The organism is Mycobacterium sp. URHD0025 (assembly GCF_000426065.1).
Lineage (GTDB): Bacteria > Actinomycetota > Actinomycetes > Mycobacteriales > Mycobacteriaceae > Mycobacterium.
In genome coordinates, this window is the sequence record NZ_AUEQ01000014.1 from 146,954 (window position 1) to 168,996 (window position 22,043).

The following is a 22,043-nucleotide window of genomic DNA, read 5'->3' on the forward strand; positions in this document are numbered from 1 at the left end:
GACGCCCGCCGCTCGGGTGAGAATCCAATTCTTGCCGCTTGCCGCAGTTCGGTCGGTGCCGACGTTGACGGCCAACCGGCGCTATGGAAATCTGCTATTCATAGATGAGAGCCGCATTCTCATATGTGCGGCTGGAACGGGAGCAGCAGATGGCGATCGACCCAACCGGTATCGATTTTTTCCGCGATGAACGATTGGTCGATGATCCGTACCCGTTCTTCGAGGCCCTGCGGAACAAGTGCCCGGTCACCCGCGAGGATCAGTACAACGTCACCATGGTGACCGGCTGGGACGAAGCCGTTCAGGTCTACAACGATGAGGATTCCTTCTCGTCCTGCCTTTCGGTCACCGGACCCTTCCCCGGGTTCCCGGTCCCGTTGGAGGGGCGTAGCGCCGAAGAGGTCACCGCGCTCATCGACAAGCATCGCGACGAACTGCCGTTCAGTGATCAGCTGCCGACGCTGGATCCGCCCACCCACACCGATCATCGCTCGCTGCTCATGCGGCTGATCACGCCCAAGCGCCTCAAGGAGAACGAGGACGCGATGTGGCAGCTGGCCGACGAAGTGCTCGACAGCTACCTCGCGCCCGGCGGGGGAGAGTTCATCAAGGGCTTCGCCGGCCCCTTCACGTTGCTGGTGATCGCCGACCTGCTCGGTATCCCGGCCGATGACCGCGAAGCTTTCGTCAACGGCATCAAGCAGAACTCCGGCGGCGGCGTAGGCAGCACCGGCAAGGAATCGCTGTCCCACAGCCCGCTGGAGTTCCTCTACGGTCAGTTCTCCGACTACGTGTCGGATCGTCGCGCCAACCCACGCGACGACGTCCTCACCGGGCTGGCCCAGGCCACGTTCCCCGACGGCGGCATCCCCGACGTCGGCGACGTCGCACGGGTGGCGACCAACGTCTTCTCGGCCGGGCAGGAGACGACGGTGCGCCTGCTCAGCACCGCATTGAAGGTCCTGGGTGAACAGCCCGAGATCCAGCAGCGGCTGCGTGCCGACCGCAGCCTGATCCCGAACTTCATCGAAGAGGCGTTGCGGATCGAAAGCCCGGTCAAGGGCGACTTCCGGCTGTCGCGCTGCCCCGTCACCATCGGTGACACCGAGCTGAGCGCTGGGACCACGTTGATGGTGCTCAATGGTGCGGCCAACCGCGATCCGCGGCGCTTCTCCGATCCCGATACCTTCGACCCGGCACGCAAGAACGCCCGCCAGCACCTGGCTTTCGGACGTGGCATCCACAGCTGCCCCGGTGCGCCGTTGGCGCGTGCCGAAACTCGGGTCGGTATCGAGCGGTTGCTGGACCGGACCACCGATATCCGGATCTCCGAGGCCAAACACGGTTCGGACGGCGACCGGCGCTACAACTACATCCCGACCTTCATTCTGCGCGGCCTGACCGAGCTGCACCTGGAGTTCGACAGCTGATGCGAGTCAAGGTCGACGAGGACCGTTGTGCCGGCCATGGCATGTGTCTGACGCTGTGCCCGGAGGTCTTCGAGATGTCGGACGATGGTTGGGCGGTCGCCGATCCGGAGGATGTCCCGGCCGGACTCGAGAGTGCGGCACGCGAGGCGATAGAGAACTGCCCGGAACGGGCGATCAGCGAAATCAACAATTAGAGAAAGAGATTCGTAATGGCATCTGCCAAGGGCTACGTCATCATCACCGAGGACATCAAGGACCCGGCGGGCATGGGTGAGTACGCCAAGCTGGCCTCGAAGGCGATGGGCGGTGCGAAGATCGTGGCCGTCGACCAGAAGCCTGAAGTGATCGAGGGTTCGTGGCACGGCTCGCAGACCGTCGTGCTGGAGTTCGAATCCGTCGACGCCGCACGCGAGTGGTACTACTCCGACGCCTACCAGGCGGCCGCCAAGGTTCGACAAGGCGCCGCGGAGTGCAACGGCGTCATCCTGTCCGGCTTCCCGGCCTGACCGGGGCGGCCGCAGTGCGCTACAGCATCACCTATCCGATGCACACTCACCCGTACCATCCGGATCTGGTGAGCGGCAGCGGAGTTGCGGCACTGGCGGCTGCGGCCGAGACGGCGGGTTTCGCCGGCTTCGGGTTCACCGACCATCCCGCACCGTCACAACGGTGGCTCGATGCCGGTGGTCACGATGCGGTGGACCCGTTCGTGGCCATGGCCTTCGCCGCGGCGCACACCACAACACTGCGCCTGGTGCCCAACATCGTGGTGTTGCCGTACCGAAATCCCTTTGTGGTTGCCAAATCCGGCGCCACTCTGGACGTGCTGTCGGGCGGGCGATTCACCCTGGCCGTCGGAGTCGGCTATCTCAAGCGGGAATTCGCTGCGCTCGGGGCGTCCTACGATGAGCGTGCCGAGCTGTTCGACGAGTCGCTCGCGGTAATCCGCGGCATCTGGACCACCGACGATTACACCTTCGAAGGCAAGCACTTCAATGCCAGGGGTATCACCGCGCATCCCCGGCCGTCGTCGAGCCCTCATCCGCCGATCTGGATCGGCGGCAACACTTCTGCGGCACGGGCGCGGGTGGTCAATCACGGTGACGGCTGGTGCCCGTTCGCCGCGCCGGCGGGCTTGGCCAAGACCGCGGGGACGGCGGCGATCGACTCGCTGGACGCGTTGGCCGCCGGTATCGACGATCTGAGGGCCCGGTTGTCCGCGGCCGGTCGCGATCCGGACGGAATCGACATCGTGTTCAACAACTTCGAGGGCGGTGGCCCTGGTGACGACGACTTCGACGCCGAGGCGTATCTGGCCGGCGTGGACAAGCTTGCGGCGCTGGGGGTGACCTGGCTACATGTGACCCTTCCTGGCGACAGCCTGGCTCATGCGCTGGAGGCCACGGAGAAGTTCGGCAAAACGGTCATCGCCGCATAGCCTGCTCCGCCGATTTCGACACTGAGGTCGTGACTCTTCGCTCGAAGCGACCCAGGTGTCGAAAGCGGCGTAATGGTGCAGGGGGGTGCGATTCAGGCTGGGGTGAGGGCCGACACCGGCGTCGTCGTCGTGGCGTGCACCAGCAACTGCGCCAGTTCCCGCGGACGGCTCAAGAATGGCGAGTGCGATGCGTCGATGGTCAACTGATCGACGCCGAGGCGTTGGGTGACGGTGTCGGCCAACCATCTCGGCATCGAACGGTCCTGAAGACAACGGATGAAACTGCGAGGCAGGTCTGCGGCCCAGAACTGCGGGACCGAAACCGGCGTCACCGTGGTGTCCCCGAATCGCTCGGGCCCCAGCCGGTCGAAAGCCCAACGGGCAGTCGCCTCGTCGCAGTCATGGTAGAAGTAACGCCACGCCCCGTCGAAGTCGGCGAAATGCATCGCGCCTTCCTCGTCGAAACGCAGATAGCTCAGCATTTCCCCGACATCCGCATCGAAATCACCGTCGAGCGAATCGTCGGCCGAACGCATGGCCATCGCCTCGGGATACGTCCTGCCCTCCCGTGGCAGCGCCGCGGCCAGATAGACGATGTGGCCCACCAGTTCCGGGGCGGCATCGGCCGCGAGGGTGGCGTCGAATCCACCGCCCGAATGCCCTACCAGCACATCGCCGGGCTGCATCATCTCAAGGATGGCGGCGCGGCGGTTGGCCAGCGTTGACTCCTCGGCCAGCCGCACACCATGTCCGGGCAGGTCGACGGCGACGCCATCGTGACCCAGACCTCGCAGTTCGGCAATGGTGTGCTCCCAGCACCACGCCGCGTGAAAACCACCGTGTACGAAGACGAATCGCACAGGCTACTCGTCGGTGATCGAAATGGCCTGCCGTGGGCACTGACGCACCGCCTCGCGGACCAGCGCCTCGTTCTCGGGTGTCACATCCTCTTGCAGGATGTGTAGATAATCCTGATCGTCGAGGTCGAACACCTCGGGGGCGAGTCCCATGCAGACCGCGTTGCTCTCGCAGATCTCGAAGTCGACGTGAATCTTCTTTGCCATTAGCGCAGAACCCTCACCGGCACATTGGAATAGCCCGCGACGTTCTGCATCTGAACGCGCTTCAGCTGATCCCATTTCACTTCGTAACGCGGCATGAAGTCGAGCAGCTTCTCGATGGCGACGGTGCTCTCCATCCGGGCGAGCGCCGCCCCCAGACAACTGTGGATGCCGTAACCCAGGCCCAGGTTCTGCGCCTCGGTGCGATCACGGTCGATGTCGAACGAGTCGGCGTCGGTGAACGCGTCGGGATCGCGGTTGGCCGCCGCGCTGATCAGAAACACCGCCTTGCCTGCCGGAATGGTGCCGCTGGGCACGTGGGCTTCCTTGAGGGTGTACCGCACGTTGTACTGCACCGGCCCCTCGTAGCGCAGCAATTCCTCCACAGCGGCCGGGACCTTGTCCCGGTCGTCGAGCAGTTTCTGCCACTGCTCAGGGTTGCGCGCGAACAACACCATCGCGGTGCCGACGAGTTTGGTCACGGTCTCGGCGCCCGCCCCGCCGAGCAGCGTGGCGAACCCCGTGATCTCGATATCGTCGAGACGGCGCATCTGGCCGTCCTCGCCGGGGATCTCCGCGGCGATGAGCCGGCTGATCATGTCGTCCTGAGGGTTTTCGCGACGCTTCTGCACCAGCCCGTAGTAGTAGATGCCGGTGTCGATGTTGGCCTGCATCCCGGCCTCAGAGGTGACCATCTGTCCGGGCTCACGGGACAGGCTGGTGTCGATCCAGTGCCGGACCTGCTGGCGGTACTCGGGCTCGACGCCGGCCATGCGGGTGATCACCTCGACCGGGAACGGACCGGAAAAGTCTTGCACCACATCGAATTCGTCGGAGTCGATCAACCGGAGGTGATGGTCGATCTGCTCGACGACGGTGTCCCGCTGAGACTGGATCATGCGTGGGGTGAACGCCTTGTTCAGCAGGCTGCGCATGTGCCGGTGATCGGGCGGGTCCATGAAGATGATGGACTTCTGCGGCGGCTCGTCGCTCTGCACCATGGCCAGATCGCAGCCGCGCGACGAGGAGAAGGCCTCATGGTCCTTCAACGCCGCCGCAACGTCCTCATGCCGGGTGAGGGCGTAGAAGTCCTGCTCCTCGCTGTAGAACAGCGGGGCCTCCTCGCGCATCTGCCGGTACATGTCGAACGGGTTGTTGAAGAACTCCTCGGAGAACGGATCGAAAACCACCTGGGCCTTGGTCATTGGCGGGCTCCTCCTTCGCGGCGGGCTGGGCCGGAAGTGTTGTGACACGTTACGGGAAACTGTGGAACTGTAACGCTAACAGTAGTCCGTTTGAGATCGTTTGAAAAGCGCGAAATGCGTGCTGATCAGGTCAGGATGTCCAGCGGGATCACTGGAGCGCGGCGTCGAGTAGACCCTCGAGTCGGCCGAGGTCACTGTCCAGTTCAGAGGCTGTTCTGCGGACGACGGCCACGTCCTTGCCGATGAACTCACCGACCCGCGCGATGAAGGCGTCCGCCGAACCGGTGGCGGCGATCCCGCCGAGCGCCCGGCTTGCGGCGCTGCCGTGGGTGAGCGCGGTCAGCAACGTGGTCTCGTCGATACCGAGCCGATCGCCCAGCCGGACACCTTCGGCCACCGCGCCGATCTGCGCGGCGAACAATGCGTTGTTGACCAGCTTCACCCGCTGCCCGGCTCCGACCGGACCGACGTGCAACATCGGATCGGCGTACGAGGTGATCACTTCGCGGGCGCGGGCCACCGCATCGTCATCGCCTCCCGCGAACACCGTGACGGTCCCGGCCGCGATGTCGTGCGGTCCGCCGCTGACCGGAGCGTCGACGACCGCGATGCCGCGTGCCGCCCCCCGCTCGGCGAGCGCCTCAGCGGTGCGGGGGCTGCCCGTGGTGTGCAGCACGAGCACCGAACCCTCCGGCATCTCGTCGATCAGCTTCGGGCAGAGATCGCGCACCTGCTCGTCGGTGAACACGCACACGATCGTCACGTCGGCGCCTGCGACGGCAGCGCTCGCGGAATCCACCGGCTCTGCACCGAGTTCGGCCAATGCGGCGCGCTTTTCATCGTCGCGCCCCAGCGACCGAACCTGGTGTCCGGCCTCTGTCAGGCGACGGACCATCGGCGCGCCCATCCGGCCGGCCCCGATGAAACCTACGCGCATCAGCGGGGATGGTTCATGATGGCCAGGGCATTGTCGGCGGCATCAAACACTGCCCCCTGTGGGGCGGAGGCGTCGTCGGCGAGGCTGGCCGCGTGCCGGCAGTCCTTCTGCAGCAGCGCACCGGCGATCGGGGCCAGGTTTTCCAGAGTCCCGCCGAACATCGCGATGCTGTTGAGCGCCTTGCTCGTAGCCGAACCGCGCGTGATCACCTCGCACAATGCCTGCCGCGGAACCCCCAGCGCCTCACCGAGTTCCAGCGCACTCATGGCGGCCCCCAGATTGGCGCTGAACAGCAGGTTGTTCAGGATCTTGGCGACCTGGCCGGCGCCGACGCCACCAAGGTGCACGATCGGGTCGGCGTACGTGGCGAACACGGGACGCACCCGCTCGACGACCTCCTCGTCACCGCCGACCATCACCAGCAGCGTTCCGGCCGAGGCAGCGGGCTCACCACCGCTCACCGGCGCGTCGACAAGCGAAACGCCCTGGGCAGCAGCCTTTTCTGCGAGCTCTCGGCAGGTGTCCGGGTGCACTGTCGAGTGGATGGCGATGATGCTGCCCGGGGCTAGCCCGGCCAGCACACCGGTCTCACCGTCGAGCACCTGGCGGACGTCGTCGTCACCGACCACACACAGGCAGACCAGGTCGCTTGCAGCGGCCAGTTCGGCGGGGGAGCCGGCGGTCTTGGCCCCGGTATCGGCGAAGGGTTCCAAGGATGCCGGCCGCCGCGCCCACAAGGTGGTCTCGAAGCCGCCCTCGACAATGCGCCGGGCCATCGGCGCCCCCTGGCTACCCAGCCCGATAAATCCGACTCGCATCAACGTGCCTCCACTTCCACTTCGGTTTCCACAGCGCCTTTCACGGGCCCGAGGCCGCGGCCGGCCACACACTCATCGGCGAACGACAGCACCGACCGGTGATAACCGGCAGCGGTCAGCCCCACACTGAGGTTGTGGCCGCTGTCGGCGAGTTCACCGGTCTGCACCCGCGGTGAGGCGGTGAACATCGCCGCGATCCCTGCCAGTGCCTCGGGATCTGACTCCCAGACGTTCTCGAACTCGCCGGCGAGGAACTGCACGGGAACCTTCGTCTGTCCTGCCAGCTCCGGAAAGTCCTGTCGCGACCAGCTTTTGATGACGTCGCCCTCGTATGCCGTGCCGCCTGCGGACAATCCCGCGCCGATCACATCGGAGGGGTAGAGCCGGGCGGGCTCCCACAACAGCTCGCGCAGGCCGCGTGGCCGGTTCACCGGTGACGCGTCTTTGAGCAGCTGCTGTGCGGCCGGGTGATAGCGGCGGCCGGTGCCGGCCAGTGACACGCCGAGCACCTCCGGGCGCGCCACGGCCAGGTGCAAGGCCAGCTCACAGCCCATCGAATGGCCCAGTAGGAACAGGTCCGCCGAACCGGCGATGCGCTCGACCGCGCCGAACGCCAGTGCGACCCGCTGCTCGGCGCGTGCCATGGCGTCCGGGTAGGCCGCCGACGCGCCATAGCCGGGACGATCCAGCGCGATCGCGGTGTACCCGTGGTCGACCGCGCTGCGCAGCAACGACAATTCCGGGTGACCGGGACAGTCGAAGTACGCCGACGTGGTGGCCCCTCCGTGCAGCGCGACCACAACTGCGCGGGGGTCGGGGGACTCCGCGACCAACGCCGACATCGGGACGCCGTCGACCATCACCACTCTGGGGTGCGGAGCCGTACTCATCGGGTGCGCATGGTTCAGTCGTCCCTGCGCATCAGCAGCACACCGCTCGGTGTCAGACCTCCACTGCTGGCCACCGCCACGCGAGCGTCCTTGACCTGGCGTTCGCCGGCCTCACCGCGCAGCTGGGTGACGGCCTCGTGGATCAGGCCCATCCCGTGAGTGCGGCCGTGCGAGAGCTGCCCGCCGTGGGTGTTGAGCGGGATGACGCCGTCACGGGCGATGTTGTGACCGCCGTCGAGGAAGTCCTTGGCTTCGCCTATTCCGCAGAAGCCGAGCCCCTCCAGCCACGACAGACAGTTGAAGCTGAACCCGTCATACAACTCGGCGACATCGACATCGCTGGGGCGCAACGACGTTCGCGACCACATGTGTGCGCTTTGGCCAAGTACCTGCGGCTCGTGGGTGAGCGTGGTCTGGTCCCAGTCGAGCCGCTCGACGATCTGGGTACCGACGGCCTCGAACAGGATCGGTGGTTTGGGCAGATCGCGGGCCACGTCGACGGCCGAGACGATGACGGCCACCGCGCCGTCACACGGAACGTCGCAGTCGTAGAGGCCGAACGGAGTCGTGATCATGCGGGCCGACAGGTAGTCGTCCATGGTCATCGGATCGCGGTAGATGGCTGTCGGGTTCAGCGCGGCATTGGCCCGCTGGTTCAGTGCGATCCAGCCCAGTGTCTCCCGGGTGGTGCCGTACCTGTCGAAGTGCCGACCGGCATTTTGAGCCAGCGTATGTGCCGCCGAGGTGGATCCGAACGGCTGTTGCCAGCTGTTGGTGCGGCCGCCCATCGGAGGGGACATCTTGCCCTCCTTGACCAGCTGGCCGAATGTCGCCTCCCACAGGGTGCGGAAGCACAGCACATGGCGGGCCATCCCGGTGGCGACGGCCATCATGGCCGCGATCACCGAGCCGCCGGGACCGAACGTGTCCATGCCGCCGTTGATCCACGTCGGCCGCAGCCCGAGTGCACCTTCGAGCGCGCTCACGCCGCCTTCGCCCATGCCGGCGATGTCGAGGCCCGGATAGGTGGACAGGCCGTCGATGTCGTCGAACGTCAAACCTGCATCGGCGACGGCTTTTTCGGCGGCCTCGATGGTCAGTGACAGCGGCGGCACCATCAATCGCCGGCCGATGGTGGACATCCCGATGCCGGTGATGGCCGAGTGGTCCTCGAACTTCTCCTTGGTCAGCATCGGCCGGACGTACTTGCCGACATCCTGAGGTGCGATCGGTTCGGCAACTGGCGGGGTGGAGGTGGTGTCCGTCGACGGCTTGAACACCGGCAGCCAGACGTCCTCGATGTGTTGGAACGCGACCTCCACCGGCATGCCGAGTTTGAGGTCCTCGGATTCGCAGTCGACGATGTTGGTCGTCAGCCGGACCCGGGGATCCTCGGCGATGGCCACTTCGGCCACCACGTACGGCGGCGGGAGATCGGGAAATCCGAACCGGTGGTTGACCGTGAACCCGGCCAGTGATGCGCGCCCGGATACGTCGCGCACGCCCATGTTGTGGCTGCGGCAGTAGCGGCAGACCGGCTGGGGCGGATGGATGAGTGCGCTGCAGTCTCGGCACTCCTGGATTCGCAGCACCCCATCGGCGCCCGCGGTCCAGAAGTACTCGTTGAGCGCGGTGACCGTCGGGAGCGGACGCCCCGGTATCTCTGACAACTCGACTCCGGTGGTAAGCGAATTATTCTGTGCGGAGAATCACGTTACCAGTTTCCGGGATGGGTGATCCAGCACCTTGAGGTCGGAGGCGGGCTCAACCCGCCTCGCGCTGCGCCCGGCTGTCCTTCAACTCGATGATCGCGTGCACCGGGCAGTCCAAGAGGGCGCGCCGCACGGCTTCCTCATCGGCCGCAGGGATGTTGCCGTCACCGTGAAGTGAGGCGTAACCCCAGTCGTCCAGCGGGAAATACTCGGGAGCGTGCTTGGTGCACAACCCGAAGCCATCGCACAATGTGCGATCAAGCTTGACCTTCATACCGCCACCACCGCCTCCACAGACTCCACTTCGTACGGCCGCGCGGCGGTGAAAGCACCGGAAAGGCAGGTCTGACAACCATTTTCCAGGTGGCGCCGCACCAGGTCGGGGAACTGGCTCAGCAGGCTGGCCGCCACGTTGGCCGCGCCGTCGAGCGTGGCGCAGGCGCCGCGTCCGCGCAGCACCACCGACCATCGCTTGAGCCGTTCGAGATCCTCCTGGGTGGCCAGACCGTCGCGCAGCCCGATCGCCGCCGCCGCCATCGCGGCGGTGCCGTTGAAGCACGAACCGCACTGGCCTGCGTTCTCCCGGTCGAAGTACGCCAGCACCGACGCTGCGACCGCCACCGGACACTCATCGGTGAGGATGCCGATCGCGCCGCAACCCAACCCGCTTCCCAAGGCGCGCACGGATTCGTGATCCAGTGTGGCGCCGAGGATGTCGTGGTTGACCAACCCGGCGAAGTAACCGCCCATCAGTGCACCGCGAACGTTTTCCGCGGACACCCCGTGCAGGGTCAGCAGATCGGCGAAAGCGATGCCGTGCGGCAGCTCGTACAGTGCCGGCGGACGTCCGGCACCTGTGATCGTGGCCAGGAAGGTGCCGGGTGAGCCCTCGGTGCCCAGTTCCCGAAAAGCCTGTGCGCCGTGCTGATGCAGGTAGGCCAGCTGTGCCAGGGTCTCGACATTGCTGATCAGCGTCGGCTTCCCGTCCACGCCCTCCTCGAACGGACGAGGAGGCTTGTCGGTGGGTTTGGCCGGTCCGCCGTTGACCACGTGGACAGCGGCCGTCTCCTCACCCGCGACGTAACCCGGCGTGACGGTGAGCAATTCGACCGCCACCGCGTCCCGGTCCTTGGGGAGTTCAGCAATCGCATGCTCGACGCTCTCGGCGGCCCGGGCGTCGGATACGTACACCACGGCACGGTCGGCATCCACGATCCGGGCCGCCAGCCGTAAGCCGTCGAGTACCGCATGTGGGCGGTTGCGTAGCAACCACCGGTCTTTGATGGATGCCGGCTCGCCCTCTTCGCCGTTGGCGATCACCACTGAGCCGATCGGGGCTCCGCCGCCCTGCTGCCCGTTGTCGCGCACAGTGCGCAGCTTCACCGCCATCGGGAAGGCCGCACCGCCGCGCCCGAGCAGCCCGCTTGCCTGGACCTCGGACAGCAGCTGATCCGGATCCGTAAGGGCGCCATAGCCCCCGGCCCGCTGATAGTCGGCAAGGCCTTCCGGTCCGTCGAGCAGCAGGCGCGGGGTGATCCCCGGCCATGCCGCGACCGTCAGTTCGGCTGTCATGGTCACATCCCGTCCCCGGTTAGGCTTACCGGCATGAGAACTGCGGTGGTGCGCGTCGGAGTGGATCCGGCTGGTGAGCTCGGGGCGCAGGAGCTATCCGACGGCATGGCAACGCTCCGTGAGTTGCTGGGTGAACGTGGGGCCGAGGTGCTGGACAACCAGCTCGCCGGACTGCCCGCGCATCGCCGCGAGGTCGAGGTGCTGATCGCCGGCAACGACGCGCCAGAGCTGCAGACCATCGCAATGCAATTGTGTGCCAAGGCTTTTGGCACGTCGCCCACCCCCGGGGTGGTCACCTTCGTCAGCCGCGGCACCGATGAGGACGTTCGCGGTGTGCTGGCCGGGTTCGGACTGACCGGCGAGATCAACCGGACGGTCGACGTAGAGACGGATGGGTTGGGATACGACATTGTGACGGTGACCCTGGACAAGGCCGACCTGGCACGTATCCCCGAAAGCCGCATCCACACCGCCCTGGAGGCTTCGCTGAACTGCGAGGTGCACATCCGGACGGTGTGAGGCGGCGCCGGCCGTCCCGGACGTCACGCTGTCCTCAGGAAGTCGATGATCGCCGGGGCGGCCTGCACCCAGGTGTCGAACAGGCAGAACGTCTTACCACCGCTCTGGGCGAACTTCTCCCCGGCGCGTTCCCACGCATCTTCGGGCCACGGCGGATCGATCAGCTTGGAGCCCTTGATCAGGCAGCTGACTTCGAGCGACGTACGTTTGGGGTGATCCCAGTCGTTCTCGCCGCCGCGGATGATCAGGGTGGGCACGGTGATGTTGTCGAACATCTCGTCGGGCACCCCGGGAATGGTCTGGCCGGGTTTCGACACGAATGCGTTGAGCCAGCGCAGCATGACCTTGAGGAACTGGTCGGCATCGAGATCGAGGAGGCGCTGGCGGTTCGCCGGGTTCTCCGCGATCCTCTCGCGCCATTCCGGCACCTTCAGCAGGCCCTCGATACCCAGTCCGCGTACCGCCAGGATGCTCGGCGTCACGTAATGGCCGCCGAGCACGAACGAGCCGTACACACCGCCGACGATGTTCCACACCACCAGCTTTCGCACGATCTCCGGATAGAGCATGGTGGTCAGCATCGAGTCCCGTGCGCCGCCCGAGCCGCCGAGGATGTAGCACGGGCCGAGCTCAAGGTCGGTGATCAGCCGGTAGAGCGTCTCGGCTCGCATGTGCGACTCACTCTGGCCGTAGAACTGCACGTCGGACTTCCCGCAGTTGGGCCGGTCCCACAGCAGCACCCGGTAGCCGCCCTCGACAAGGGCCTCTGCCAGCGGCCGCAGCCCCGGGATGTCCTTGCTGAAGCGGCCGCCGGGCGTCAGTGCGATGAAATCGCCTTTTTCGCCGAGGATTTCGTAGACGACATTGCCACCGTTGATCTCGATGGTCTTCTCGCCCGGCTTGAGTTCGGGAACCGCGGCCAGAACCGTTGATTCGCTCGCAAGCTCGCTCATCACGCCATCACCAACACATCATCTCCAACCACACGGACCGGATAGGTACGGATGCTCCATTCCGGCTTCACCGCGGTGGTGCCGGTTGCCAACTCGAAACCCCATTGGTGCCAGGGGCAGTAGATGAACTCTTTGTCGCGCACCATCACCGCGTCGCCGGGCACCTTGTCGTCCACCACGGTGCGGCCGCGCGCGCGGCCCGAACACAGCGGACCGCCCTCGTGCGGGCAATAGTTCGCGATCGCGTAGAACGTGCCGTTGACGTTGTACACGCCGACGCCGTGCCTGCCGATCGGCACCAGCTTGTGTGTGCCGGGCGGGATTTCGTCCACGGTGGCGACGACGTGCTCACGCCCCTGCGCGAGCCGGGGGCGCTTGTCTGGCTCGCTCATCAGAAGACCCGCACCTGTCCCTCGAGGACCGGTACCGTCTCGGGCAGCTTGTAGGTTTCGATGCCGTTGCGGAACATGATCGCCTCACGTGCGTGCTCAGGTAGGTGCTTGACCAGCCAGCGAGGGTCGTCGAACGTCCAATGCGGGTAATCGCTGGAGTACAGCAGGATCTTGTCGCATTCCATCCACTCGAGGGCGCGGGACAGTTCGGTCTTGTCCTCGGGGTAGTCCAGCGGCTGGGTGGTGAACTTGATGTGGTCTTTGACGTACTCGCTCGGCTTGCGCTTGATGTCCATCCAGCTCTTGCGCTTCTCATAGATGGCATCCATCCGCCACATCAACGGCAGGATCCAGGTGAAGGCGTGCTCGACGAACACGATGCGCAGTGTCGGGAACCGGTCGAAGACCCCGTCGAAGATCAGGCTCATCACCTGGTTGGCCGCCAGCAACGAGTAGCTGACCATGAAATCGTGGTTGTAGCTGGGCAGCCCGACCGGGGGAGTGGGTAGCGTCTCGTACTCTCCACGGGACAGGTGACAGCTCACCGTGATGTCGTGCTTGGTGGCCGCGGCCCAGATCGGGTCGTACTTCGGATCACCCCATGACGGCCGCGGCTCGGCCTTCATCAGAACCTGTGCCATGTAAGGGTGTTCAGCCCACTGCTCGATTTCGGCCACCGCGGTCTGCGGCTCTTCGATGGCTACACAGATGGACCCCCGCCACCGTTCATGCCAGTTGTTGTGGGAGTCCAACCATTTGTCGGCCAACCAATGGTTGACCGCCGTGCAGTAGGCGGCAGTGGCTTCGCCGAGGCGGCTCTCGGTGTGGGTCGGTTCCAGGATGGCGATATCGGAGCCGGCCTCCATGACGAGCTGACGCAGCGCCATATCAGGGTCGCTGCAGGCGAATTCGCCATCCGGCGGGAACGCGTCCACGCGCATGGCGTAGGCATGTGCGTAATCCGGTGCATCGTAGTAGATCTGCTCGCCGACCTTGTGGCTCAGAAAGTACTTGCTGCGCCACGGTTCAGGGATGTACTCGATCAGCTCGCCGCGCCGCGGCATGGGGTGGACGTCGGAGTCGACGCACCGAACCGCGATCCGCTCGGCCGCAGGCACCCGTGGGTTGGTCGTGATGGTCATGACGGTCTCCCTCCGATACCTACTGCGCCGCAACCGCGGACGACGAGGCCGAGCCTGCGAACTCGTTCTCCAGGCCGTACAACTTGGCAGCGTTGCGCCACAACAACTTCTCGCGTTGTTCGGTGCTGAACGCACTAGGAATCTCCGGTTCGTTCAGTTGCCAGTGCGGGTAGCTGGAGCCGAACATCACCATGTCCTCCTTGCCGGTGAAGCTCAACCACTCGCCGGCGAACTCGGTGTCACCTGGGCCGTCGAGGGTGCCCTGGACGAAATAGACGTGTCCGGGGAGATAGTCGCTGGGCATCTTGGGCGCCCACGGCGTCTGCTCGAGGTGGGGCCGGCCGAAGCAATCCATCCGCCACATGAACGGGGTCAACATGTCCGCGGCGCCGTCCGCCCAGACGAATTTCAGTGTGGGCGTCCGCTCGAACACGCCCTCGGCGATCATGTTCATGAGGTGATAGATGTAGTTGAGCGCCATGAAGCCCAGGTACTGCTCGTAGGTCCGGGTCTTGCCTGAGGGCGTCGGCGCGAACTGGATGCCCGATCCGCCCTCGATGTGGACGGCCACCGGCAGTCCCGCCTGGGCGGCCGCCTCCCACAACGGCCAGAACTGTGGCTTGCCATAGAGTTCGCGCGACTGCATCGGAATGCCGATCTGCACCACGCGCGGGTGGTCCTTGTACTTGTCGATCTCGCGCAGGGCGCCGACGATGTCGTCCGGGTTGACCCGGATGGTGCCGCGGAACCGCTCACCGTGTTCGTCATGCTCGAGCCAGCGGCTCACCATCATGTCGTTGTGCGCCGCGGCCAGTGCGGTACCGAGGTGACGGTCGGGCATGATGCCGCGGGTCATCGGGTGGAGGATCGCGATGTCGACGCCGCGATCGGTGAACAGGTGCTGCGCGGCGATATCGGGATCGGAGCCGGGGTACTGGCGGTCGGGCCCCTTGGTGTTCTTGGCGTACTCGCCGCCGGGTGCGCCGTACCAGTTCATCTCGTAGTCGGGGAAGCCGCGGCTGGCGAACGGTTCCTTGAGGAAATTCTGGCGCAGGTCTTTGTTCGAACCGCAGAAGACGTGCACGCTCGCATCGATGAGGGGCGTTCCCGCACTGCCGGGTTGCGCGGGGTCTTTCATGGCCAAGGCTATCCTCCGATGTCCGTCCGGAAACGAGCTGTGCACGCCCTTACGACGGCGTGCTTGTTACGCCGGACCTTACAGCCAGTCTAGATCCATATTCTTCTATGGCAAGAACATAGTTCTCAGAACGCTTCCGTCCTTTATCGCAGGTAAGCGGCAGTGCTGATCAGTCGCACAGCGCACTGCTTTGGAGAACCGGTACTTGTCCGAGGAGAAGGGTGCGCCATAGAAAGAGAATGCTATTCTCCTGACGACGCAACAGTGCAGCAGGAGGCGGCGGGTGCTACTCGAATTCGATGCCGATCAGCGGCTATGGCAGGAAACCGTGCGCGATGCGGTGACCAAGCAGTGCCCGGCCACGCTGGTCCGTGAAGTGGCCGAACAGGGTGTCGACCCGACACCGCTGTGGCAGAGCTATATCGACCAGGGCTGGACGGAGCTCACCGACTCCGAGAACGCGGTGGAACTGGCCATCGTGCTGGAGGAACTCGGTCGGGCGACGGACCTGACGCCCTACCTCGCGACCATGACGCAGTACGCGCCGCTGGCCGGGGACCGGTTCGATGCGGCCAAGGCGGGCACCGCGGTGTACAGCGGTGTGTCGGCCAACCGGGATGCCACCGGTTGGGTACTGTCCGGAACGGCGCATCACGTCCTCGACGGTGACCGGGCACAGAACCTGGCCGTTGTGACCGACGGCGGTGTGTTCCTGGTCGACGTCGCCAAATCAGTCGTGCATCGCAGCCCGATCTTCGATCCGGTGCTGCACGTGGCCGAGGTGTCGTTCGACGACGTGCACATCTCCGACGACAACCGGGTCCACGCGGACACAGAGAAGGCGCACCATCTAGCCCTGACCGGTTTGGCGATCACCATGGTTGGTGCCTGCCAGCGGGCGCTGGATCTCGTCCTCGAACATGTGAAGCAGCGCCAGCAGTTCGGCGTGGCGATCGGGACGTTCCAAGCGGTGCAGCACAAGGCCGTCGACATGCACGTGGCCATCGAAAGAGCCCGTGCGCTGGCCTATTTCGCTGCGCTGACGATCGCCGCCGACGATCCGCGGCGCCGACTGGCGGCGAGGATGGCCAAGGCGGCGGCGGGGGAGTGCCAGACCGTGGTGTTCCGCCACGGCGTGCAGTTGTTCGGTGGGATGGGGTTCACCTGGGAGAACGACGTGCAGTTCGCGCTGAAGCGAGCCAAGGCCGGCGAGCTGCTCCTGGGCGGCGCCGCCGAGCACCGAGCCGTGATTGCCGCCGAGTACCGCACGAACTACAGGGGACTGTGACATGCAGCTGACATACGATGCCGATGTCGAGGAGTTCCGCGCCGAGTTCTCCGCATTCCTTGACGCCAATCTGCCTTCTGAGGCCGACACGCTGGAGCGACCCCGTTCGGTGTCGCACATGCCTCAGTGGGCCCGCGACTGGCAGCGACTGCTCTTCGACAACGGTTGGCTGCTGCCGGCCCAGCCGCCTGAGTTCGGCGGCCGCAATGCCACTGTGGTGCAGACCTTCGTCCATCTCGACGAGCTGTGCCGCCGCCGGATCTATCACAGCTTCAATCCCCAGGGCGTCAACATCATCGCGGCATCGCTGCTCACGTTCGGTTCCGAGGAACAGAAGCACCGCTGGGCCGTGCCGGTGCTGCGCGGTGAGAAGACCGCCTCACTGGGTATGAGCGAGCCGAGCGCCGGTTCGGACTTGGCATCGTTGCGTACGCGCGCTGAGTTTGTTTCGGATACAGATGAGCCCTACTTCGTCGTCAACGGCCAGAAGGTGTGGACCTCGGGCGCGCACGATGCCGACTTCCTGCTGACCTTCGTGCGGACCGATCCGAATGCGCCCAAGCACAAGGGAATCAGCGTGCTGATCATCCCGACCGACACCCCTGGTGTCGTGTGCCGGCCGTTCGCCGACATGACCGGCGAGGAGAACCTGGACTTCAACGAGGTCTTCTTCACCGATGCCCGCGTACCGGCCGAGAACCTGGTCGGCCCGCTCAACGGCGGCTGGGGTGTGGCCAACGGGTCGCTCGGTCACGAGCGCACCATGATGTGGCTGGGCTTCGCCGATCGGATCGACAACATGCTGGCGGACTTTCAGCCGAAGACCGAGCTGGAGCGTGACCAGTACGCCACCACGATCATGGATTACCAGGCCCTGCGGGCCATGGGCTCGGCCGCGCTGGCCAAGGCCTCACGCGGCGAAGCCGACACCGCCTCGGTGTCGGTGCTCAAGCTGTTCGGATCCGAAGCTGAGCGCAACGCGTTCGAGAACGCGCTGACAGCGGCCGGTCCCGATGGGTTGATCCACCCGACCACCTCGGGTCCGTATGAGCACATGAACCTCGACCACTACTTCGCGAGCTGGTTCGAGCGCTATGCCAGAAGCTTCGGTGGCACCATCGCCGGCGGAACCTCCGAGATTCAGCGCAACATCATCGCCACCCAGGTGCTGGGGTTGCCGCGCCGCTAGTTCCTTCCGCGAGCAGACGCAAAACTGCCCATTTTCTCTGGAAAATGGGCAGTTTTGCGTCTGCTCGCGCGACGTCAGGAACCCCGGACGGCGATCCCCCGCAGCACGGTGTCGCGCGCCAGGATGAGCGCGTTTCGCGTGCCGATCTCCTGGAGGATGTTCTCCGGTATCCACTGCTCTCCGATGATGCAGCGGGTCAACATGTCGGCGGTAGGGCTGTCGATACGGATCTCGCCGGCACGAATCCCTTCGGACAGAAGCGCTTTCATCTGGCGAATACGTGTGGTGAATGACCATGCGGGATTTGCCGAATCCGGTGGGGATTGACGCAGCCACGCCAGTTGGATGCGAAACTCGTCGGGAAACTGGTCGAGTGCGTTGATGTTCAACCAGCTCAACGCATCGAGCTTTTCAACAGTCGTGGAGTCCGTCCGCACGATGGCGCCCCAGGCGCCGCCGACCTTGCGGCCGAACTCCAACATGATCGACATCAGCAGCTCGTCTTTCGAGCCGATGATGCGGTACACGGTCCCAGTACCCAATCCCGCGGCGGCCGCGATGTCCCGGATCGTCGTCATCTCATAGCCGCGTCGACCGAATTCCGTGCGCGCCACCGCACGCAGGTGCGCGGCCTTGAGGTCGCTGTCGTCCTCGGATTCGTCCCAACTGTTGATGACGGCTTGCGCCGCAGCGAAGGCTTCCGACCGGTCGAGATCTATGTCCGAGGGCGGAGCTGCGGCGAGACCTTGCAGAGCCAGCCGGCACTTCAGCGTAGCCACTTGGTCGGTCGAGGCGTTGTGCCGGATGACGTCGAGGCCGACATGAAGCATGCTCTGGCACAGCCGGTCTGCCAGTGTGGGAAGGTCGAGATCGGACCGAATGTCACCGCTCCAGCGGCCGGCACGCAGCGCCTGCAACATTGCGGCCTGGATCTTCGACGGTTGGCGGGCAGTCAATTCGATGAGTTCGGGATCGCTGCTGGGGCCCTCGAAGAACGACATCTGCAGGGCGGCCCGATGCTCGACCGCGCACCGAGCGATCGCACATCCAAGCGCGGTGATCTGTTCGGCTGCGGGGCCGGCGTCAGGCTCGTCGAGGAGTTGCAAAGCGCTTTCGCCGATGCGATCCAGGTCAGCATGGTAGAGCCGGATCAGCTCGACAAGGATGGCTTCCTTCGATTCGAAGTGGTGATAGAGGCTGCCCGCGAGAATGCCTGCCGCATCGGCGATCTGTTGCAGTGAGCTGCGCAGCCCGGTGGAGGCGATGACGGAGTTTGCGGTCCTCAGAATCTCGGTGCGCCGCGTGGCATCGACCGGAGATGAGTCAGATGCGTCGGTCAGCTTGGTCGCGCTCTGACTCTTCTTGGCCGCAGGACGGCCGCGTTTACCGTTCCCCGCCACAGTGTCGGCGGCCATCGTTAAGACACGCTTCGCTGAGCGAGCAGACGGGGCGAGCCGAGCAGGTGCGATGATCGGTGCACTGTGCTCCTCCTTCGTCTGCGTCGGTGCGGGACCGGAAACCGATCTTACCGATCGGCAACCGTGCTGCGGTGCTCCGGGAACGTGACATCGGCGTTGTCTGGCATGGCACTGATCCCGCGTCGATCACAAACCTGCAGGACCTCGTCGACGATGGAGTCCGGCACGATGAACCTGTCAGTGGAGGACAGTTCATCCAGATGACTCTCGATGTCTTCGGCCGCGGGTTCGCTGTCCGCGTCGGCCAACCAGCCGTCGCTCAGCCCGACGAAGACGCGGGCGTAGCGCCCGGCGCACGCCGAGTAATTGCGGTGAGTGAACGTGCAACTGCTGCTTGCCAGGAACGTCACCAGCGGTACGACCAGCTCGGGGCGTATGGCGCGCATGAAGCCGGACTCGGCCAGGAAATTCTCGTCTCCGACGGTCTCGGTAACCATCCGCGAAAAGCCTGTGGGCAATACGGTATTGGAGCTGATGCCATGTGCGGCGCCTTCGATGGCGATGACATTGGAGAGGCCGACGAGCCCGGTTTTCGCGGCGGCGTAGTGGGCTTCCATCGGCTGGCCGAAATTACCCGCCGACGAGGAGATGAAAACGAACCGCCCGTAAGCCTGTTCCTGCATCACTTTGTATGCGGGCTGGCTCAGATAGAAGCCGCCGTCGAGATGGACTCGCAGCATGTGTCGCCAGTCGTCGGCGCTGAGTTGCTCGAACGGAATGCTGTTGAAGATGCCTGCGTTGCTGACCACGGCGTCGAGTCGGCCGAAGTTCTCGATTGCCGAGTCGACGATTGCCTGGCCGCCTGCCGCACTGTCCACCGAGTCGTACGATGCGACCGCCCGGCCGCCGGCTTTCGTTATCTCCTCGACCACCCGGTCGGCGACACCGGTGTCCGACCCCACGCCGTGCATGGTGCCGCCGATATCGTTGACGACCACCGACGCGCCACGGCGAGCCAGATCACTGGCGTAGAGCCTGCCCAGTCCGCGTCCGGCTCCCGTCACCACGGCAACCCGGCCGGTGAAGTCGATCATGTTGCACTCCTCGTTGATTCGCATCGCGTTTGATTGACTCCGGTCGCGGCGAACTCTACGGTGGAACAGATATTTGGTCAAAGAGTCATCTGGTGGGTCCGGAGGTGGTCGGGTGTCGGATAGCGGCAATGGTGACCGGTTCTCCGGTCTGGGCATGCTGGCGTCCGCGCTCGCAGGCCGCCCAGTTGCGGTGGCTACGGCCGAGACGGGAGCCCCGCCGTGGACCGATGGCGAAACCATCTTCCTCGACACTTCCGTGCCGGCGCGCAGGCAACTCGAATCAGTGGCCATCCAGGCGTCGTTGATCGCTGCGGGCAGCCTGGCCCCGGCGGTGGTCGGCGCCATGGTTCGCCGTCCCCGGTTGGCGAAGCGCTATCTGGCCGTCGAGGGGCACCGGGCACTCGTGGCGAACGACGCGCTGCTGCCGGGTAGCCTCGGCGCGCTGGCCGACCACGCCATCGGCGGTCGAAGTGATTCGGCCACAAGCTCGTTGGCCACCGCCTCGGGCAAGGAAGCGCTCGACGATCCACCCGCGGTGTTCGGCGTCATCCGGCCGAAGAAAGTGCTGGCTGCCAGCAGTCGTGCCGTCCGCCAGGCAGACCACGAGACGGCCGGCCATGTCCCGCGACGACGCGACAGCAAGTGGGCACTTGCCGAGCTTGACGACGGCGAGGTCGACGACACCGACGAACCCGACCTGTTCACCAGCCCTGTCGGAGGGGGCGGTGCCATCGGAAAATGGCTGAAGAAGATGTTGTCCTCGGTGCGGAAGACCGGCAGCGGTGGTGGGCCACCCGGCGCCGACTCACCGACACATCACGTCAACCGGGCCAAGAGCGGCGCAAACGCGGTGTCGTCGTTGGCTTCCGCTGAGGCCGAGGATGGAAAGTACGGAGCCGACATCGAAACCGATGGCGTCACCTATCCCGAGTGGGACGTCAATCGCAAGAGTTACCGGCCGGACTGGTGCACGGTGCGGGAGGTTGCGCCGCGGGTGAAAGCGTCGACTTCGCAGGCCGTCGACACCGCCATCGGAGTACGACGGGCGCTCGCGCGCCTCGGCATGGGCCTGCACCGTCGCCATCGCCAGTCGCAAGGAGACGACATCGACATCGATGCCGCCATCGAGGCGCGGGTAGAAGCGAGGGCGCGGACGGTGCCGGACGAGGCCGTCTACCTTGACAGCCTGCGTCGCCGCCGCGACCTTTCGGTGCTGGTGTTGCTCGACGTCTCTGGTTCCGCCGGCGAGCCGGGCACCCTCGGGCGCACCGTGCATCAGCAGCAGCGGGATGCGGTGGCCAACCTGACTGTGGCGTTACACGACCTTGGTGACCGGGTCGGGCTGTACGCCTACTTCTCGCAGGGGCGCAAGGCCGTGAGCATGGTGCCCGTCAAGCGATTTGACGATCGCCTGGACGCCCGGGTGATCATGAAGCTCAACAGCCTCGAGCCCGGGGCCTACTCGCGGCTGGGCGCTGCAATTCGCCACGGCTCGGCGGTGTTGGAGTCCGGCGGCGGTACCTCCCGCCGGCTCCTGGTGGTGGTATCCGACGGGCTGGCCTACGACCACGGTTACGAGCGGTCCTACGGCGCCGCGGACGCCCGCCGCGCATTGGCCGAGGCACGGCGCCGGGGAATCGGCTGCGTGTGCCTGACTGTGGGTGCGAGCACCGACGTCACCGCCATGCGAAGAGTGTTCGGCAGCGCGGCACACGCGATGATCGGCCACCCCGACCAACTTGCGGGTGTGATCGGCCCGCTGTTTCGTTCGGCTCTGCGGGCAGCTGAGGTTCGGCGGAGGGTGGCCTGACGTTTGCTGAAGATGCGTTGTCACAGAACGCAATTGA

At 65.4% G+C, this 22,043-nt stretch carries 23 protein-coding genes; 8 read left to right on the plus strand and 15 right to left on the minus strand.

What is annotated here, in order from left to right; all coding sequences use genetic code 11:
* The first annotated feature begins 149 nt into the window (after positions 1-149).
* The 4 genes from H977_RS0122565 to H977_RS0122580 are packed head-to-tail and all read left to right on the plus strand — an operon-like array spanning position 150 to position 2,868.
* Complete coding sequence (locus tag H977_RS0122565; protein WP_029109993.1) at positions 150-1,430, plus strand: cytochrome P450; 1,281 nt, start codon at positions 150-152, stop codon at positions 1,428-1,430.
* Positions 1,430-1,624 (plus strand): ferredoxin, encoded by a 195-nt coding sequence (locus tag H977_RS0122570; protein ID WP_029109994.1) that lies wholly within the window; start codon positions 1,430-1,432, stop codon positions 1,622-1,624. The genes H977_RS0122565 and H977_RS0122570 overlap by 1 nt, the downstream gene beginning before the upstream one ends.
* Before the next feature lie 15 nt (positions 1,625-1,639).
* Positions 1,640-1,936, plus strand: a complete 297-nt coding sequence (locus H977_RS0122575; protein WP_029109995.1) for a DUF1330 domain-containing protein — start codon at positions 1,640-1,642, stop codon at positions 1,934-1,936.
* A gap of 14 nt (positions 1,937-1,950) precedes the next feature.
* Entirely contained in the window at positions 1,951-2,868 is a 918-nt protein-coding gene (locus H977_RS0122580; RefSeq protein WP_029109996.1) for an LLM class F420-dependent oxidoreductase, read from the plus strand.
* A gap of 92 nt (positions 2,869-2,960) precedes the next feature.
* Here H977_RS0122580 and H977_RS0122585 read toward each other — a convergent pair whose 3' ends face one another.
* From H977_RS0122585 to H977_RS0122625, 9 genes are all read right to left on the minus strand, one after another.
* Complete coding sequence (locus H977_RS0122585; protein ID WP_029109997.1) at positions 2,961-3,728, minus strand: alpha/beta fold hydrolase; 768 nt, start codon at positions 3,726-3,728, stop codon at positions 2,961-2,963.
* 3 nt (positions 3,729-3,731) lie between these two features.
* Positions 3,732-3,932 carry a ferredoxin gene (locus H977_RS0122590; protein ID WP_029109998.1) on the minus strand — a complete coding sequence of 67 codons (201 nt, stop codon included), beginning with the start codon at positions 3,930-3,932 and terminating at the stop codon, positions 3,732-3,734.
* On the minus strand, positions 3,932-5,134 hold the full coding sequence (locus H977_RS0122595) for a cytochrome P450 (RefSeq protein ID WP_029109999.1): 1,203 nt from the start codon (positions 5,132-5,134) through the stop codon (positions 3,932-3,934). Before H977_RS0122595 ends, H977_RS0122590 begins: the two co-directional genes overlap by 1 nt.
* A gap of 148 nt (positions 5,135-5,282) precedes the next feature.
* The gene (locus tag H977_RS0122600) at positions 5,283-6,071 is read right to left on the minus strand and encodes an NAD(P)-dependent oxidoreductase (RefSeq protein WP_029110000.1); all 789 of its coding nucleotides are present in this window, start codon (positions 6,069-6,071) and stop codon (positions 5,283-5,285) included.
* Positions 6,071-6,889, minus strand: a complete 819-nt coding sequence (locus H977_RS0122605) for an NAD(P)-dependent oxidoreductase (protein ID WP_029110001.1) — start codon at positions 6,887-6,889, stop codon at positions 6,071-6,073. Before H977_RS0122605 ends, H977_RS0122600 begins: the two co-directional genes overlap by 1 nt.
* Positions 6,889-7,779: an alpha/beta fold hydrolase gene (locus H977_RS0122610; RefSeq protein ID WP_029110002.1), complete on the minus strand. Its 891-nt coding sequence runs from the start codon at positions 7,777-7,779 to the stop codon at positions 6,889-6,891. The genes H977_RS0122605 and H977_RS0122610 overlap by 1 nt, the downstream gene beginning before the upstream one ends.
* A 14-nt stretch (positions 7,780-7,793) precedes the next feature.
* The gene (locus H977_RS0122615) at positions 7,794-9,449 is read right to left on the minus strand and encodes a thiolase C-terminal domain-containing protein (protein ID WP_029110003.1); all 1,656 of its coding nucleotides are present in this window, start codon (positions 9,447-9,449) and stop codon (positions 7,794-7,796) included.
* Between the two features lie 94 nt (positions 9,450-9,543).
* Positions 9,544-9,765 (minus strand): ferredoxin, encoded by a 222-nt coding sequence (locus tag H977_RS0122620; protein ID WP_029110004.1) that lies wholly within the window; start codon positions 9,763-9,765, stop codon positions 9,544-9,546.
* Complete coding sequence (locus H977_RS0122625) at positions 9,762-11,063, minus strand: NADH-ubiquinone oxidoreductase-F iron-sulfur binding region domain-containing protein (RefSeq protein ID WP_036476801.1); 1,302 nt, start codon at positions 11,061-11,063, stop codon at positions 9,762-9,764. The genes H977_RS0122620 and H977_RS0122625 overlap by 4 nt, the downstream gene beginning before the upstream one ends.
* Before the next feature lie 33 nt (positions 11,064-11,096).
* Here H977_RS0122625 and H977_RS0122630 point away from each other — a divergent pair, with 33 nt between their 5' ends.
* Positions 11,097-11,582 (plus strand): hypothetical protein, encoded by a 486-nt coding sequence (locus H977_RS0122630; protein ID WP_029110006.1) that lies wholly within the window; start codon positions 11,097-11,099, stop codon positions 11,580-11,582.
* A 23-nt stretch (positions 11,583-11,605) separates the two neighbouring features.
* Here the strand turns inward: H977_RS0122630 and H977_RS0122635 are convergent, their stop codons facing one another.
* From H977_RS0122635 to H977_RS0122650, 4 genes are read right to left on the minus strand one after another with little or no spacing between them, the layout of a single operon-like run.
* Entirely contained in the window at positions 11,606-12,535 is a 930-nt protein-coding gene (locus H977_RS0122635; RefSeq protein ID WP_051289008.1) for an alpha/beta fold hydrolase, read from the minus strand.
* Positions 12,535-12,927, minus strand: a complete 393-nt coding sequence (locus H977_RS0122640; RefSeq protein ID WP_029110008.1) for a Rieske (2Fe-2S) protein — start codon at positions 12,925-12,927, stop codon at positions 12,535-12,537. The genes H977_RS0122635 and H977_RS0122640 overlap by 1 nt, the downstream gene beginning before the upstream one ends.
* Positions 12,927-14,069, minus strand: a complete 1,143-nt coding sequence (locus tag H977_RS0122645; protein ID WP_029110009.1) for an amidohydrolase family protein — start codon at positions 14,067-14,069, stop codon at positions 12,927-12,929. The genes H977_RS0122640 and H977_RS0122645 overlap by 1 nt, the downstream gene beginning before the upstream one ends.
* A gap of 19 nt (positions 14,070-14,088) precedes the next feature.
* Entirely contained in the window at positions 14,089-15,207 is a 1,119-nt protein-coding gene (locus tag H977_RS0122650) for an amidohydrolase family protein (RefSeq protein ID WP_029110010.1), read from the minus strand.
* 283 nt (positions 15,208-15,490) lie between these two features.
* Between H977_RS0122650 and H977_RS0122655 the strand changes: the two genes are divergently transcribed.
* On the plus strand, positions 15,491-16,495 hold the full coding sequence (locus H977_RS0122655) for an acyl-CoA dehydrogenase family protein (RefSeq protein WP_029110011.1): 1,005 nt from the start codon (positions 15,491-15,493) through the stop codon (positions 16,493-16,495).
* A gap of 1 nt (position 16,496) precedes the next feature.
* Positions 16,497-17,684 (plus strand): acyl-CoA dehydrogenase family protein, encoded by a 1,188-nt coding sequence (locus H977_RS0122660; protein WP_029110012.1) that lies wholly within the window; start codon positions 16,497-16,499, stop codon positions 17,682-17,684.
* A gap of 74 nt (positions 17,685-17,758) precedes the next feature.
* Here H977_RS0122660 and H977_RS0122665 read toward each other — a convergent pair whose 3' ends face one another.
* Complete coding sequence (locus tag H977_RS0122665; RefSeq protein ID WP_036476805.1) at positions 17,759-19,099, minus strand: TetR/AcrR family transcriptional regulator; 1,341 nt, start codon at positions 19,097-19,099, stop codon at positions 17,759-17,761.
* Between the two features lie 110 nt (positions 19,100-19,209).
* The gene (locus H977_RS0122670) at positions 19,210-20,196 is read right to left on the minus strand and encodes an SDR family NAD(P)-dependent oxidoreductase (RefSeq protein WP_029110014.1); all 987 of its coding nucleotides are present in this window, start codon (positions 20,194-20,196) and stop codon (positions 19,210-19,212) included.
* A 112-nt stretch (positions 20,197-20,308) separates the two neighbouring features.
* Here H977_RS0122670 and H977_RS0122675 point away from each other — a divergent pair, with 112 nt between their 5' ends.
* Entirely contained in the window at positions 20,309-22,006 is a 1,698-nt protein-coding gene (locus H977_RS0122675; protein WP_029110015.1) for a nitric oxide reductase activation protein NorD, read from the plus strand.
* The last annotated feature ends 37 nt before the right edge of the window (positions 22,007-22,043 follow it).